Source organism: Bradyrhizobium sp. USDA 4011 (assembly GCF_054063415.1).
Map to the genome: position 1 here is coordinate 3,064,548 of NZ_JBSSGG010000001.1, position 13,452 is coordinate 3,077,999.

At 65.4% G+C, this 13,452-nt stretch carries 12 protein-coding genes; 5 read left to right on the forward strand and 7 right to left on the reverse strand.

Translation table 11 applies throughout. The annotated features are described in order from the left end of the window. The first annotated feature begins 63 nt into the window (after positions 1–63). On the forward strand, positions 64–2,394 hold the full coding sequence (locus tag ACVW1C_RS14395; protein ID WP_456758980.1) for a L,D-transpeptidase scaffold domain-containing protein: 2,331 nt from the start codon (positions 64–66) through the stop codon (positions 2,392–2,394). A 264-nt stretch (positions 2,395–2,658) separates the two neighbouring features. Continuing rightward, positions 2,659–4,257 (forward strand): DUF882 domain-containing protein, encoded by a 1,599-nt coding sequence (locus ACVW1C_RS14400; RefSeq protein WP_456758981.1) that lies wholly within the window; start codon positions 2,659–2,661, stop codon positions 4,255–4,257. A 32-nt stretch (positions 4,258–4,289) separates the two neighbouring features. On the opposite strand, the gene ACVW1C_RS14405 is transcribed toward ACVW1C_RS14400, so the two are convergent. From ACVW1C_RS14405 to ACVW1C_RS14415, 3 genes are all read right to left on the reverse strand, one after another. Beyond that, on the reverse strand, positions 4,290–6,053 hold the full coding sequence (locus ACVW1C_RS14405; RefSeq protein ID WP_456758982.1) for an adenylate/guanylate cyclase domain-containing protein: 1,764 nt from the start codon (positions 6,051–6,053) through the stop codon (positions 4,290–4,292). Positions 6,054–6,184: 131 nt separating this feature from the next. Beyond that, complete coding sequence (locus tag ACVW1C_RS14410) at positions 6,185–6,457, reverse strand: DUF2312 domain-containing protein (protein WP_029085502.1); 273 nt, start codon at positions 6,455–6,457, stop codon at positions 6,185–6,187. A 175-nt stretch (positions 6,458–6,632) separates the two neighbouring features. Further along, positions 6,633–6,935, reverse strand: coding sequence for a DUF1244 domain-containing protein (locus tag ACVW1C_RS14415; protein WP_456758983.1), 303 nt, complete (start codon positions 6,933–6,935; stop codon positions 6,633–6,635). 188 nt (positions 6,936–7,123) lie between these two features. Here ACVW1C_RS14415 and ACVW1C_RS14420 point away from each other — a divergent pair, with 188 nt between their 5' ends. Next, on the forward strand, positions 7,124–7,732 hold the full coding sequence (locus ACVW1C_RS14420) for a DUF1036 domain-containing protein (RefSeq protein ID WP_456758984.1): 609 nt from the start codon (positions 7,124–7,126) through the stop codon (positions 7,730–7,732). Next, the gene (gene pyk / locus ACVW1C_RS14425) at positions 7,729–9,165 is read left to right on the forward strand and encodes a pyruvate kinase (RefSeq protein WP_456758985.1); all 1,437 of its coding nucleotides are present in this window, start codon (positions 7,729–7,731) and stop codon (positions 9,163–9,165) included. Before ACVW1C_RS14420 ends, pyk begins: the two co-directional genes overlap by 4 nt. A gap of 53 nt (positions 9,166–9,218) precedes the next feature. On the opposite strand, the gene ACVW1C_RS14430 is transcribed toward pyk, so the two are convergent. Continuing rightward, positions 9,219–9,647, reverse strand: coding sequence for an OsmC family protein (locus ACVW1C_RS14430; RefSeq protein WP_456758986.1), 429 nt, complete (start codon positions 9,645–9,647; stop codon positions 9,219–9,221). A gap of 82 nt (positions 9,648–9,729) precedes the next feature. Then, positions 9,730–10,404 carry a TetR/AcrR family transcriptional regulator gene (locus ACVW1C_RS14435; protein WP_456758987.1) on the reverse strand — a complete coding sequence of 225 codons (675 nt, stop codon included), beginning with the start codon at positions 10,402–10,404 and terminating at the stop codon, positions 9,730–9,732. Positions 10,405–10,816: 412 nt separating this feature from the next. Between ACVW1C_RS14435 and ACVW1C_RS14440 the strand changes: the two genes are divergently transcribed. Continuing rightward, positions 10,817–12,316 (forward strand): hypothetical protein, encoded by a 1,500-nt coding sequence (locus ACVW1C_RS14440; RefSeq protein WP_456758988.1) that lies wholly within the window; start codon positions 10,817–10,819, stop codon positions 12,314–12,316. Positions 12,317–12,479: 163 nt separating this feature from the next. Here the strand turns inward: ACVW1C_RS14440 and ACVW1C_RS14445 are convergent, their stop codons facing one another. Both ACVW1C_RS14445 and ACVW1C_RS14450 read right to left on the reverse strand, forming a co-directional pair. Further along, positions 12,480–12,905: a hypothetical protein gene (locus ACVW1C_RS14445; RefSeq protein ID WP_456758989.1), complete on the reverse strand. Its 426-nt coding sequence runs from the start codon at positions 12,903–12,905 to the stop codon at positions 12,480–12,482. Positions 12,906–13,050: 145 nt separating this feature from the next. Then, positions 13,051–13,362: a DUF3052 domain-containing protein gene (locus tag ACVW1C_RS14450; protein ID WP_456758990.1), complete on the reverse strand. Its 312-nt coding sequence runs from the start codon at positions 13,360–13,362 to the stop codon at positions 13,051–13,053. Between the last annotated feature and the right edge of the window lie 90 nt (positions 13,363–13,452).

Consider the following 13,452-nt stretch of genomic DNA (forward strand, 5'->3'; position numbering starts at 1 on the left):
AACCGAATACCGATTTGAACTGTTCCAGAATCTGGGGGGCAGTTCCACCCAGGGGGTGCGAAAATGCGTGACTGTTCCAACAACCGTCGAGGATTTGACCGCGTATTGATGGCCGTCGCGGCGACCTTCCTCACGGTGTCCGCGAGCTCGGCCTTCGCGCAGGACACGCCTCGCTCCAGCGCCTCGGAACTGGCGATCGACGCCGCGATCCCGCGCCCCGAACCGGCCAACGTGCCGCCGCCCACCGCAAGCGATTTCAAGGCCGACACCACCGCCGCGCTGCCCGACGCAGCCAAGCCGGCGGACGTGAAGCCCGCCGAGGTGCAGGCCACCGAAGCCAAGCCCGCCGATGCCAAGCCTGTCGATGCAAAGCCTGTCGATGCAAAGCCGGCAGAACCGAGCGCGACCGCCAAGGCCGTCGAGCCGAAGCCCGCCGATGTCGTCACTGCGCCGGCGACGCAGCCCGCCGATACGCCCAAGACCGATGCACCGAAGACCGATACCGCGGTCGCACCGGCTGCGGCTGGACCCGCCCCTGCCACCGCAACGGCGCCTTCCGCAAGCCCCGCGCCGGCAACGGCCACGGCGCCCGCCGCTGCTCCGACTCCCGCGACGGCGGCAGCTCCAGCGACTGAGCCCGCGAAGGCCGCGAGCAACGTTGCCGCCGAGGATCAGCCGGTCGCCGACAAGCTGCGCGAGCTGCTCGCCAGCAAGTCGCTGCGCACCTTCGATCGCAAGAACGAACGCGCAGCCGCCGAGAAATTCTATTCGGCCCGCGAATATGCACCCGTCTTCACCAAGGCCGGCAAGCTGACCGATGCCGGCAAGGGCGTTATCGCCCGCCTGAAGGATGCGGCCGCCGACGGCCTCGATGCCGCCGACTATCCGGTGCCGGATTTCACTGCTGCGACGACGCCCGATACGCTGGCCGACGCCGAGCTGAAGCTCGCGGCCAGCATGCTGGACTATGCGCGCCAGGCCCAGAGCGGCCGCATGCACTGGTCGCAGGTGTCGGCGGACATCCTCTATCCGGAACACCCGATCGATCCGGCTGAGGTGTTTGCGAATGTGACCTCGGCCAAGGACGCCTCTGCCGCGCTCGACGGCTACAACCCGCCGCAGAAGCTCTACAAGGAACTGAAGAAGAAGCTGGCCGAGCTGCGCGGCCAGGGCGACGGTCCGGTGATCACGATCGCCGACGGCCCCACGCTGAAATACGTCCCCGCCCGCAAGAAGCAGGCGGCGGTCGAGATGGACGATCCGCGCGTGCCGGACCTGCGCAACAAGCTCGGCATCACCGAGGATGCCGGCAGCACGAAGTATGACGCGACGGTCGCGCGCGCGGTCGAGAAATTCCAGAGCAGCGTCGATCTCAAGCCCACTGGCGTTCTCGACGAGCGCACGGTCAGGGCGCTGAACAATCCGAAGCGTGACCGCCAGATCGACACCGTGATCGTCAACATGGAACGCTGGCGCTGGCTGCCGCGCCAGCTCGGCGCTGCCAGCGTCGGCAATGCCTATGTGATCCTCAATATCCCCGACTATACGCTGAAGGTGATGCAGAACGGCGCGCAGGTCTGGACCACACGCGTCGTCACCGGCAAGCCCGGCCAGCACGCCACGCCGCTTCTGACCGAGACGATGAAGTACATCACGGTCAATCCGACCTGGAACGTGCCGCCATCGATCATCTACAACGAGTATCTGCCGGCCCTGCAGCAGGATCCGACGGTGCTGCAGCGCATGGGCCTCAAGCTCGAGCGCAACCGCGACGGCTCGATCCACATCTCGCAGCCGCCCGGTGAAGCCAACGCGCTCGGCCGCATCCGCTTCAATTTCCCGAACAAGTTCCTGGTCTATCAGCACGACACGCCGGACAAGTACCTGTTCGCGAAGGATGAGCGCGCCTTCAGCCACGGCTGCATGCGCGTGCAGAATCCGGATCAGTACGCCTCCGTGCTGCTCAACATCACCGAGCCTAACCAGCACTACACCCCGGAGCGGATCCGCAGCATGTACGGCTCGAGCGAAGTCGATCTGAAATTCCCGACGCCGATCCCGGTCAACATCACCTACCAGACCGCGTTCGTGGACGACGCCGGCAAGCTGCAAATCCGCAGGGACATCTACGGCCGCGACGCCACCATGCTGTCGCTGCTCAAGAACAGCCGCGGCAAGGACCTCGAAACGGTGGTTGCGCACGCCCAGCCGAGCTACGCGCGGCCGCCGAGCAGCAGCCTGCCGCCTGGCGTCAACGTCGCCGGCGACAACAGCGGCTTTGGCTCCTCCGGACCGAACTTCTTCGAGCGCCTGTTCGGTGGATTCGGCCAGCCGGAGCCGCAGCCGGTTCGCCGCGGCCAGGCCCAGCAGCAGCGCCGGGTGATCACCCGCTAATCCGCCTCTCCGCCCGATTGCGATAAATTTTGAAGCAAAATCAACGATCTCGCTCGAAAAGCGAGATCGTTTACGTTAACCATTTACGATGGGGTCCGGGGAGGAGGGCTATCTTTTGCCACACTCCCCCAGTTAGTTAAGCCCAACTTGGGGGCGGGTCGGTAAACCTCGGTTAACCCTCCCGCTTTAAGAAAGCGTTCACCGTCTTCCGCAGGGGGTCTGCGAGGATGCCGACCGAACGCTCGTCGACTGGGTGGGCTCATAGTGCTGGCTGTTTTCGCACGCCGCTACAATCCGCTGTCGCTGCCTAAGGCCGGATACCAAGTCGGCCTGACTGCGCTATTGCTGTTGGCGGGCGCCGGCTCGGTGCATGATGCGACTGCGCTGAACCAGACCCGCACCCTCTCCTTCCATCACACCCATTCCGGCGAAGATCTCACCATCACCTTCAAGCGCGATGGCCGCTACGACGAAGCCGCGCTGAAGCAGCTCAATCACTTCCTGCGCGACTGGCGCTCCCAGGATGAGACGGTGATGGACCGTCACCTCTTCGACATCCTGTGGGAGGTCTATAACGACGTCGGCGGCAAGCAGCCGATCCAGATCATCTCCGCCTATCGCGCCCCTGCCACCAACGCCATGCTCCGCCGCCGCTCCTCGGGCGTTGCGCGCCACAGCCAGCACATGCTGGGGCATGCGATGGACTTCTTCATTCCGGGCGTGCCGCTGGAGCAGATCCGCTTCGCCGGCCTGCGCCTGCAGCGCGGCGGCGTCGGCTTCTATCCGACCTCGGGCTCGCCCTTCGTGCATCTCGACACCGGCGGCATTCGCCACTGGCCGCGGATGACCCGCGAGCAGCTCGTCCGGGTGTTCCCCGACGGCCGCACTGTCCATGTCCCGAGCGACGGCACGCCGCTGAAGGGCTATGAACTCGCCAAGGCCGACATCGAACGCCGCGGCAATGGCGACGATGCTGCGACCATCGGCAAGCCGACCCTGTTTGCGAAGCTGTTCGGGGCCGGCAAGTCGGGCGACGATGAAGACGAAGGCGCGGCCGCTGTGAACGACAAGCCCGCGGCCCCCACCGTGGTTGCGGCCGCGGCCCCTGCAAAACCCGCCGACCCCGTTCCGCTGCCGCGCGCCAAGCCGCAGCAGTTCGCCGCCGCGATCCAGCTCGCCGCCGCCGACGCGCAGCTCGTCCCGATGCCGAAGGCCAAGCCGGCGGTGCAGGTGGTGCAGACGGCCGAGAACACCGCACCGCAATCGCCCGCCGACATCATCAATGCCCGCGGTTTCTGGGGTGACGAGTCAGCGGCGCCGAAGCAGGCATCGGCCGCACAGATCGCCGCGCTGAAGGCGCGTGAGGCGGTCGGCGGCTCCGATCCGCAGACCACCGCCAGCACGACCGACAATTTCAACAAGGCGCTCGCTTATGCGCCGGCTGTGTCCTCACCGGTCGATCGCGCCAACATCGTCGCGGCGACCGCGCCGATCCCGCGCAATGTGCGCCCGACGCGCAATGCGGCGGCGCCGGCCACCGAAATCAACACTGTCGTTGCGAAGGGCACACCTAGCCAGGGCGTGATCACGACGTCGGCGCGGATCTCGGCCGCCAAGGGCAACGACATCTGGATGCGCGTGGTGATGCTGGCGCCGAGCGCAAGCAGCGGCATGCTGACCACCGTGCTCGGCGACATCGACATGAACATGATGCGGCAGCATTTCGTGAAGCCGCAGGCCACCGTCGCCATGACCTTCTCGGACGATCCGATGATGGGCATGACCTGCGATCGCTTCTCGGGCTCGGCGACCGCCCTGCTGACGACCCAGTCGTTCGTGCTGCGCACCGCCTCGCTGCGCTAGGCTTCTGCCGACAACATCACTTCATCAACCCTTCAGGCCGGCAGCCCTGCCTTGAGCAGGCCGGCCTCGTAGCGCGCCCGGTCGGGCGCGCGCTTGTAGTGCTGGGTTGCCAGGTGAGCGGCGACCGAGAAGGTCGGCTCGCGCTTCAGCACCTCGGTCGCATGGGCTGCGGCCGCCACCGCGTTGCCCATCTGCGCCAATGTCGCGGCGAGGAAGGCGTGATGGGTGTGGTCGGGCCGCGTGATCCGCGAGAACGCCTCGGCCGCGTCGGCGTATTTCTCGGCGCAATAGCAGGCCCGGCCGAGATGACTCCAGAATCGCTCAGGATGGAACGGATTGAGGCGCATTGCCCGCTTGATCCAGTCGATGCCCTCCTCCGGCCGCCCGAGCCAGGTCAGGAGCTCGCCCTGCTGCACGACGACCAGATCGTAGTTGGGATTGAGCGCGAGCGCGCGCTCCTGGTGGAAGGCCGCCTTGTCGTGGTCGTCGCGGTTGAGGTTCAGCGCCGCGAGGATCCGGTGCACGTCGCTGTCGTTGTCGTCGAGCTTGAGCGCGATCTCGAGCTCGGCCGCCACCTCCGCGAAGGTCGCGTCGCGGTCGTCGCACCAATTGTAGACCCAGGTCTGGCCGAGCACGCAGGCCCGCCAGGCGTGCGCATGGGCGTAGTTGGGATCGAGCACGATGGCCCGCTCGAGCAGACGCTGCGCCTCCATGTTGTCGTCGCGGGCCGAGCGATGATGCAGCACCTTGGCGGCCAGCACGCACTCATAGGCCGCCATGTTGTCGGTCGGCTTGCGCTTGACGCGATCATGGGCGGCGGCCTCGACACGGCCCGGCAAGGTCGACACGATCGCGCGCGTCATCTCGTCCTGGATCGCGAAGATGTCGGCGAGCTCGCGATCGTAGCGTTCGGCCCAGACGTGCCGGTCGGCCTCGGCATCGATCAGCTGCACGGTGACGCGAATCCGGCCGCCCGCCTTGCGCACGCTGCCTTCCAGCACATAGTCGACCGCGAATTCCTTCGCGACGTCCTGCACCTTCACGGGCTTGCCCTTGTACACGAAGGTCGAGTTGCGCGAGATCACGAGCAGATCGTGGAAGCGCGACAGCTCGGTGATGATGTCCTCGGTGAGGCCGTCGGCGAAGAATTCCTGCTCGGGATCGCCGCTCATATTGACGAGCGGCAACACGGCGATCGAGGGCTTTTTGGCGACGACAGGGGCGGCCGCCGCGCCCGGATGGTCAGTAGTGGATCTGGCACCCGATTCGAGATGGACGCGGAAAACCCGGATCGGGCGCGCGATGTTCTTGACGGTCTGATCGCCGAGATCCTCGAAGCTCAGATCTTCCAGGCGATCGCCGACCTGATCGCGGACTGCGCTGGAAATGCAGATGCCGCCGGGTTCGGCCAGCACCTCAAGGCGCGAGGCGACATTGACGCCATCGCCGAAGATGTCGGCGCCGTCGACGATCACGTCGCCGAGATTGATGCCGATGCGAAATTGCATCCACCGCGCCGGCGCGACGTCGGTGTTGCGCTTGGCCATCCGGCGCTGGACCTCGGCCGCGCACAACACCGCATCGACGACGCTGTGGAATTCGACCAGCATGCCGTCGCCGGTGGTCTTGATGATGCGGCCGCGATTCTTGCTGATGGCCGGATCGATCAGCTCGATCCGATGGGTCTTGAGGCGCGCAAGGGTGCCCGTCTCGTCAGCCTCCATCAGGCGGCTAAAGCCGACCATGTCGGCGGCGAGGACCGCAGCGAGCCGACGCTCTGGTCCTGGCACGTCCATCTGAACGCTCTGCCCGGTTACCTCACCAGCAGTGTAGCAAATCCCGGGATTTCACCCAAGCCTCGCCAAGAAGATTGGGCGAGTTACCTCGGGGGGCCCCTTGGCGACGCCAGACCGGCCCGCCTGCCGCCTCAGAGCATCCCGAGCGCCTGCATATAGGTCTCCAGGATGGTTTCCTGCTCCTGGCGCTCGTTGGCGTCCTGCTTGCGCAGGCGCACGATGGTGCGCAGCGCCTTGACGTCGAAGCCGTTGCCCTTGGCCTCGGCATAGACGTCGCGGATATCGTCCGAGATGGTCTTTTTTTCCTCTTCCAGCCGCTCGATGCGCTCGATGATGGATTTGAGCTGGTCCTTGGCAAATCGCGTTGCGGGTTCATCCTGAACGGCGGCAGACGTGGTGGCCATCGCGTACTCCTGAAATGGCAATGAAATGTCGCGCGAATACGCGCCACGCGCACCGCTTGTTGCGGGCGACCCTCGATTTTGGAGCACGTCCCGTCAAGGAAACATCGCGCTCATCCACAGCGCGCCCACAGGAGATGCGGACGGCTACGGAACCGGGGGTCACATCAATCGGGAATTAGTGCCCGCTTTGGGACTTCTTCATCGCCGCGAGCTGCTCCGGCGTCGCGCCGCCCTGGTACTTCGCCTTCCACTCCTCGTAGGGCATGCCGTAGACCGCCTCGCGGCTCTCGTCCTTGCTCACGGCAAGGCCCTTGGCGTCGGCCTCTTCCTTCATCCAGTTGGACAGGCAATTGCGGCAGAAGCCGGCAAGGTTCATCAGGTCGATGTTCTGCACATCGGTCCGGTTGCGCAGATGATCGACGAGGCGCCGGAACACCGCGGCCTCAAGTTCTGTTCTGGTTTTGTCGTCAATGCTCATGATCGTGATCCCGGTGGGATGTGCTCACCATATTGATATCAAGTGGGAATTGTCACAGATTTTGCCATATCGACGCGCAATACGGGGCTGTCCGGCCACGGTGCCGCAGCGTGGCAGACGGGCGCCCGCCCGTTGACAGTGCCTGCCGGGCACGCGAAATCGACAATGATTTGATATAGCTTGCCCGCATGAGCCCAACAGATTCTCTCGCCTCAGCTCCCCGCACCATCCGCCTGATCCTGGCCGGCATCCTGCCGGTACTGGCGCTTGTCGCGGCTTGCCTGTGGACGAGCCCGGCGGCCGCCGATTTCCGGCTCTGCAACAACACCTCGAGCCGGGTCGGGATCGCGCTCGGCTACAAGGATGCCGAGGGCTGGACCACGGAAGGCTGGTGGAATGTGTCGTCGCGGACCTGCGAGACCCTGCTGCGCGGCAACCTTGTGGCGCGCTACTACTACATCTACGCTCTCGACTACGATCGCGGCGGCGAATGGTCCGGTCAGGCCTTCATGTGCTCGCGCGACAAGGAATTCACCATCAAGGGCACCGAGAATTGCCTGGCGCGGGGCTTTGACCGCACCGGCTTCTTCGAGGTCGACACCGGCGAGCAGCGTGCATGGACCGTCCAGTTGACCGAAGCCAACGAACAACAGCCGCAGAAAGTACCGGGAATGCCGGGCGGCGTGGCTCCGGGAAGCCCCGGGGCGGTGCCGGGCCTGCCCAACCCGCCGCCGGGCGCAGCGCCTCCGGGCGCGTCGGGTCTGCCGCCGGCCGCGCCACCCGGAAACAAACAATGAGACGACTGCGCCGAATCAAGATCCTTGCAACGCTCGGCCCGGCCTCCTCAGACAGCGCGATGATCCGCAAGCTGTTCGAGGCGGGTGCCGACGTGTTCCGCATCAACATGAGCCATACCCCGCACGACAAGATGCGGGAGCTGGTCAAGACCATCCGCAACGTCGAATCGAGCTACGGCCGGCCGATCGGCATCCTGGTCGACCTGCAGGGGCCGAAGCTGCGGGTCGGTGCCTTCGCGGAAGGATCGACCCAGCTCAAGAACGGCCAGAGCTTCATTCTGGATTCCGACAAGACGCCGGGCGACAACAGCCGCGTCCAGCTTCCGCATCCGGAGATCCTTGCCGCGCTCCGGCCCGGCCACGCGCTGTTGCTCGACGATGGCAAGGTGCGGCTGATCGCCGAGGAAACCTCGCCCGACCGCGCGGTTACGCGCGTCGTGATCGGCGGCAAGATGTCGGACCGCAAGGGCGTCAGCCTGCCCGACACCGACCTGCCGGTCTCCGCGATGACCCCGAAGGACCGTGCCGATCTGGAAGCCGCGCTGCCGGAAGGGATCGACTGGGTTGCGCTGTCCTTCGTGCAACGTGCCGAGGACGTGATCGAGGCCAAGAAGATGATCCGCGGTCGCGCCGCCGTGATGGCCAAGATCGAGAAGCCGCAGGCGATCGACCGCCTCGCCGACATCATCGAGGTGGCGGATGCGCTGATGGTGGCGCGCGGCGATCTCGGCGTCGAGCTGCCGCTGGAGCGGGTGCCGAGCCTGCAGAAGCAGATGATCCGGATGGCGCGCCGCGCCGGCAGGCCGGTGGTGGTCGCGACCCAGATGCTGGAATCGATGATCCAGGCGCCGGTGCCGACGCGCGCCGAAGTCTCCGACGTCGCCACCGCCGTCTACGAGGGCGCCGACGCCATCATGCTGTCGGCGGAATCCGCCGCCGGCAAGTTCCCGATCGAAGCGGTCTCGACCATGAACCGGATCGGCGAGGAGGTCGAGCGCGACCCGACCTATCGCAGCGTGATCAACGCACAGCGCGTCGATCCCGAGGCGACCGTGGGCGATGCCATTGCCGACGCCGCGCGGCAGATCGCCGAGACGCTCGATCTGTCGGCGATCATCTGCTGGACGTCGTCCGGCTCGACTGCGATCCGCGTCGCGCGCGAGCGCCCGAAGGTGCCGGTGGTCGCGATCACGCCGAACCTCGTCACCGGCCGCAAGCTGTCGGTGGTGTGGGGCGTGCATTGCGTGGTCGCCGAGGACGCCCACGATCTCGACGACATGGTTGAACGCGCCGGCTCGATTGGATTCCGGGACGGTTTTGCCAGGGCCGGCCAGCGCGTCATCATCGTCGCCGGCGTGCCGCTCCGCGCGCCCGGCACCACCAACATGCTGCGCATCGCCTCGGTCGGACCGAACGGCGACGCGCAGCATTGACCCGTCGCGCCGGGCCACGCATCAGCGCGGCCCGAACATCGCGCTCCGGACCGTCAGCCCTGCAACGACGCGTCCAGCGTGATCTTGGTATTGAGCAATTTCGACACCGGACATCCGGCCTTCGCCTTGCCCGCCAACTCCTGGAACGTTGCGTTATCGGCGCCCGGGATCTTCGCCGACAGTGTCAGGTGCACGGCAGTGATGGCAAAGCCGTCGGCGACCTTCTCCAGGGTCACGTCGGCCTTGGTCTCCATGTGCTCGGCCGTGAGCTTGGCCTCGCCCAGGATCAGCGACAGCGCCATCGTGAAGCAGGCGGCATGCGCCGCGCCGATCAGCTCTTCGGGGTTCGAGCCGGGCTTGCCCTCGAAGCGGCTGGCGAAGCCATAGGGGTAATCCGAGAGCGCGCCGCTCTTGGTCGAGATCGCGCCCTTGCCGTCCTTGATGCCACCCCGCCATTTGGCCGAACCATGGGTCGTCGTCATGCGTTGCTCCGTGAGATCGGTTGAACCCAGCCTCAACCTACAACGCCAATGCGACGGAAGCGTTCGCCGCGCAACCGCGATCTCAGGCCCCGACCAGCGCCTTTGCCGGGGTCGTCGCCTGCACCACAAGGCCACGGGCGCGCGCGTCCATCACGCCGACCGCGCGCAGCGCGAGTAGCGTCACGGTCTGCACCGCATCGCGCAGCTTGATCGGATCGTCGAGATTGGCCGGCGCCAGCGGGCCGACCAGCGCTTCATGCAGCGCGCCGAGCAAGGCGGTGGCGGCCAGCGCCGTATCCTGCGCCGGCAGATGTCCGGCGCGTACGGCGGCGTCGATGCGCATGGCAAGCTCCCCGGAAATATCGCGGCGGCTGGCGAGGCGCGAGGCGGTGACGTCGACATCGACCGGCTCGGCTAGGATGCCCCAGGCCAGCTTGCGCTGCGACAGCACGTGGACCGCAATCGTCGTCACCGCGGCGGCCAGCGCCGATGACGGTCCGGGCGCGGCATCAGCGGCGCGCCGGATCGCGGACAATTCGTCGCGCGAGACCTCCGTGATCAATTCCGAGATCAGATCGGCCTTCGACGGGAAATAGCGATAGACGGTGCCGGCCGCGACATTGGCCCGCACCGCGACGGGTGCGATCTGGACCGCGGCCATGCCGCCCGCCGCCGCCGCCTCGCGCGCAGCCGACAGGATGGCGCTGCGCCGGGCAGCCAGCCGTTTCACAACCTGATGAGTTCGCCGGTAGACCATGGCATTCCGTCCCCCTACCGTGTGCCCTGGCCGGCGCCCACCGGCAGAACACACGCGTCTTCAATGTTTTGGACGATTGATCCCGCAACCGTTTGAAGAAGTGAACAACTATTCAGACTGAATGACAAGCTGGAATTGTAAGGATTTTGCGACGGCCGCACGCCACCTCCGATTGAACGGGCGGCCCTCCGGTCGACGGAAGCGCCAGGTGCCAGCAGCACTCAGGTCCGGATCGGGCTTCCGATGGTAAATCGCGCACCAAGATGATTGCTCGAAATCGAGACATCCGATCTCGCGCGGACCCACGACATCGCGGTCGCATTTACCCGAATTTATCGGAAGCCGTGGTCGAGTGCGCCCAACGCCACGTTGTGGCGTTGCTTCGATGTCCCCGGCCGAACCAAGAAAGCGCATGTCACTCTCCATCACCAGCAGCGTGGGCAGCCGTAGCGCGGTGCGAGGACTGCTGCCGCTGTGCGCCGCCGTGGGCGCCTATCTGTTCTATCTGTCCGCCGGAGAAATCCTGCTGCGCGATTCCGACACGGAGTGGCAGATCAAGGTCGGACAGTGGATCCTCGAACACGGCGCGATGCCGACATCGGACGTGTTCTCATTTACCCGTTTCGGCGAGCCCTGGATCTCGAGCTCGTGGCTGTCGCAGGTGGCGTACGCTCTCGTGTACGGCGGCGATTGGGCCGGACCGGTGATCCTGACGTCGGTCGCGATCGGCGCATCGGTCGCGATCTTCCTGCATCTGTTGAGCCCGTATTTCGATCCGGCGCGCGCACTCCTGATCGCGGCGCTGGCGCTGCTGCTGTCGACGATCCACTTCTTCGCGCGGCCGCATGTGCTGGCACTGCCGGTGCTGCTGGCGTTCGTCGGTGGCCTGATGTCGGCCGCAGATCGCCGCACCCATCCGTCGTGGTCGCTGCTGCCGCTCATGGCGTTGTGGGCCAATCTGCATGGCGGCTTCATGCTCGGCCTGGCGCTGATCGGGCCGATCGGACTGGAGGCGGTGTGGAGCGCGGAGCCGAGCCGCCGCCGTCAGCTCATCGTGCGATGGGGATTGTTCGGCGTTGCCGCGCTGGCCGCGAGCTGCGTGACGCCCTATGGCTGGAATAGCCTGCTGGGTGCCACCAAGATCCTCAGCCTCGGCAAGCTGCTGTCGCTGATCGGCGAATGGCTGCCCGCGGATTTCAGCAAGCCCAGCTTCTTTGAAGCCACGCTGCTCGGCCTGATCGGCGTCATCTGCTATCGCGGGCTGACCCTGTCGGTGCCGCGGATCCTGTTGCTGCTCGGGCTGATCTGGATGGCACTGAGCCATATCCGCAACATCGAGGTGTTCGCGTTCATCGCGCCGCTGGTGCTCGCCAAGCCGATATCAGAACAATGGGGAATGGCAGGCGTCCGCGCCGCCCGCTTCGAGGACAGACGCGCCGTCCCCGTCGTCACGATCCTGGCTGCTATCGCGATGGTGATCGGAGCGTGGGTGACGACGACGATGTTCGTCGCACAGCACGAGTTCAAATTCCTGCCGGTGTTCTCGCCCGTTGCCGCCGTCGACGTCCTCCAGCAACACAAGGCGCAGCGCGTGTTCAGCACCGCGCCGTTCGGCGGCTACATGGTAAGCCGCGACATGAAGGTGTTCATCGACGGCCGGGCCGAGCTTTATGGCGAGCAGTTCGTGCTCGAATATTACGCCGCGCTCGATGCCCGCGACGTCGGCCAGCTGCTGGACCTGCTCGACAAATACCGGATCGACGCCACGCTGTTGAGCTCGGACTCTCCGGCCGGAAACGCGCTGGACCATCTCAAGGGCTGGAAGCGGCTCTACAGGGACGACATCGCCGTCATCCATGTGCGGTCGGACAAGCAGGCCGGCGTGGCGCCAGCGGCAGAGGGCGCGAATTAGGCGCGTACTCCTAAATGCGTTACGTCCGTTTTTGCATCGAGGGCCGACGTCTGAGGCGACATAGCTTCAAGCCAGCTTTGGGCCCAACAGGCGACATCGCAGCTTGCCCTGATATAAAAGAGGCCGCCGACTGGGGCGGCCTCGGATTACAGAGTTCCTGATGCTAACTGCGCCTAGCTTGCTCAGCGGCGAGGCGAGCGTCGATCGCGTCGAAGACGGCGAGTTGTGCCTGTTCAATCGACGCTATAGCGTAATCGATCGCGAAACCGGCGTCTTCCTCCAAAAGCTTTGCGCGATCCTCGGCGAGGTGCGCCTTGATATCATGCGTTGCTTGGAGCGCGTGCGCCTTCAAGGTGTTCACGTCCGCGGTGATTTTTGCTTGCAGCGCTTGCCTTTCTTTGCTGGCAGACTCGCCGACCGACTTGATTTGATGGCTCATCTTTTCGACAGCCGTCTTTGCAGCCGAAAGTGCCTCTGCCTTGCGCGCTTCGATCTTGTCACGCGCTTCTTTTTGTGCGGCAGCAAAGGCAGTTTCGGTATTTTTTGCGCGCACCGATAATTCGGCGAGTTGTTCAGAAAGGGGCTTCATTTGATCCTCCTTCAGGTAAACGCCTCTCGAACCGGCTCGCAAGTAACGCGCTCTCGTGCGAGACCATGTTGATCTGGATCAACTTTTCATAGCGGCCGAGCCGAGCGACGTCCGCTTTGCCCTAGGAGACCGACGCGGGGCGATCTCAGCGCTTGCCGCGCGCTTTGACCGGAATCACGAATTTCAGCCCCGACCACACCGCATCGACGGCGCAGACCTTGATGTCGACCAGGCCGGACGCGAGCCCGATCTCGCGCACCGCCCTGTCATCAAGGTCGGTCGCGACGCCTGAGCTCTTCTTCGGCCACGACACCCAGATCATGCCGTCGGGCGCGATCGCCTCCCGGTAACGCTGCAGCTTGGCGGCGAGCCCCCTGGCCTCGGCGGCGAACAGATGCACGGCATCGAGTGGCGCCCGCGCGGTGTTCGCGATCCGCACATCGGCCGATGTCGCCATAGGGAACGGACAACCCGTCGACAAAAATACAAAAGCCCGGCTTCAGGCCGAGCTTTTGCACAATCGGTTTGCCGGTATAGCCGGCCATGG

What these genes read in the sequence shown, in the direction of transcription:
- ACVW1C_RS14395 (WP_456758980.1), top strand. Translation starts at nt 64, where the DNA reads ATGCGTGACTGTTCCAACAACCGTCGAGGATTTGACCGCGTATTGATG.
- ACVW1C_RS14450 (WP_456758990.1), bottom strand. Translation starts at nt 13,362, where the DNA reads ATGGCGACATCGGCCGATGTGCGGATCGCGAACACCGCGCGGGCGCCA.
- ACVW1C_RS14440 (WP_456758988.1), top strand. Translation starts at nt 10,817, where the DNA reads ATGTCACTCTCCATCACCAGCAGCGTGGGCAGCCGTAGCGCGGTGCGA.
- ACVW1C_RS14410 (WP_029085502.1), bottom strand. Translation starts at nt 6,457, where the DNA reads ATGGCCACCACGTCTGCCGCCGTTCAGGATGAACCCGCAACGCGATTT.
- ACVW1C_RS14415 (WP_456758983.1), bottom strand. Translation starts at nt 6,935, where the DNA reads ATGAGCATTGACGACAAAACCAGAACAGAACTTGAGGCCGCGGTGTTC.
- ACVW1C_RS14420 (WP_456758984.1), top strand. Translation starts at nt 7,124, where the DNA reads ATGAGCCCAACAGATTCTCTCGCCTCAGCTCCCCGCACCATCCGCCTG.
- ACVW1C_RS14445 (WP_456758989.1), bottom strand. Translation starts at nt 12,905, where the DNA reads ATGAAGCCCCTTTCTGAACAACTCGCCGAATTATCGGTGCGCGCAAAA.
- ACVW1C_RS14430 (WP_456758986.1), bottom strand. Translation starts at nt 9,647, where the DNA reads ATGACGACGACCCATGGTTCGGCCAAATGGCGGGGTGGCATCAAGGAC.
- ACVW1C_RS14405 (WP_456758982.1), bottom strand. Translation starts at nt 6,053, where the DNA reads ATGGACGTGCCAGGACCAGAGCGTCGGCTCGCTGCGGTCCTCGCCGCC.
- ACVW1C_RS14435 (WP_456758987.1), bottom strand. Translation starts at nt 10,404, where the DNA reads ATGGTCTACCGGCGAACTCATCAGGTTGTGAAACGGCTGGCTGCCCGG.
- pyk (WP_456758985.1), top strand. Translation starts at nt 7,729, where the DNA reads ATGAGACGACTGCGCCGAATCAAGATCCTTGCAACGCTCGGCCCGGCC.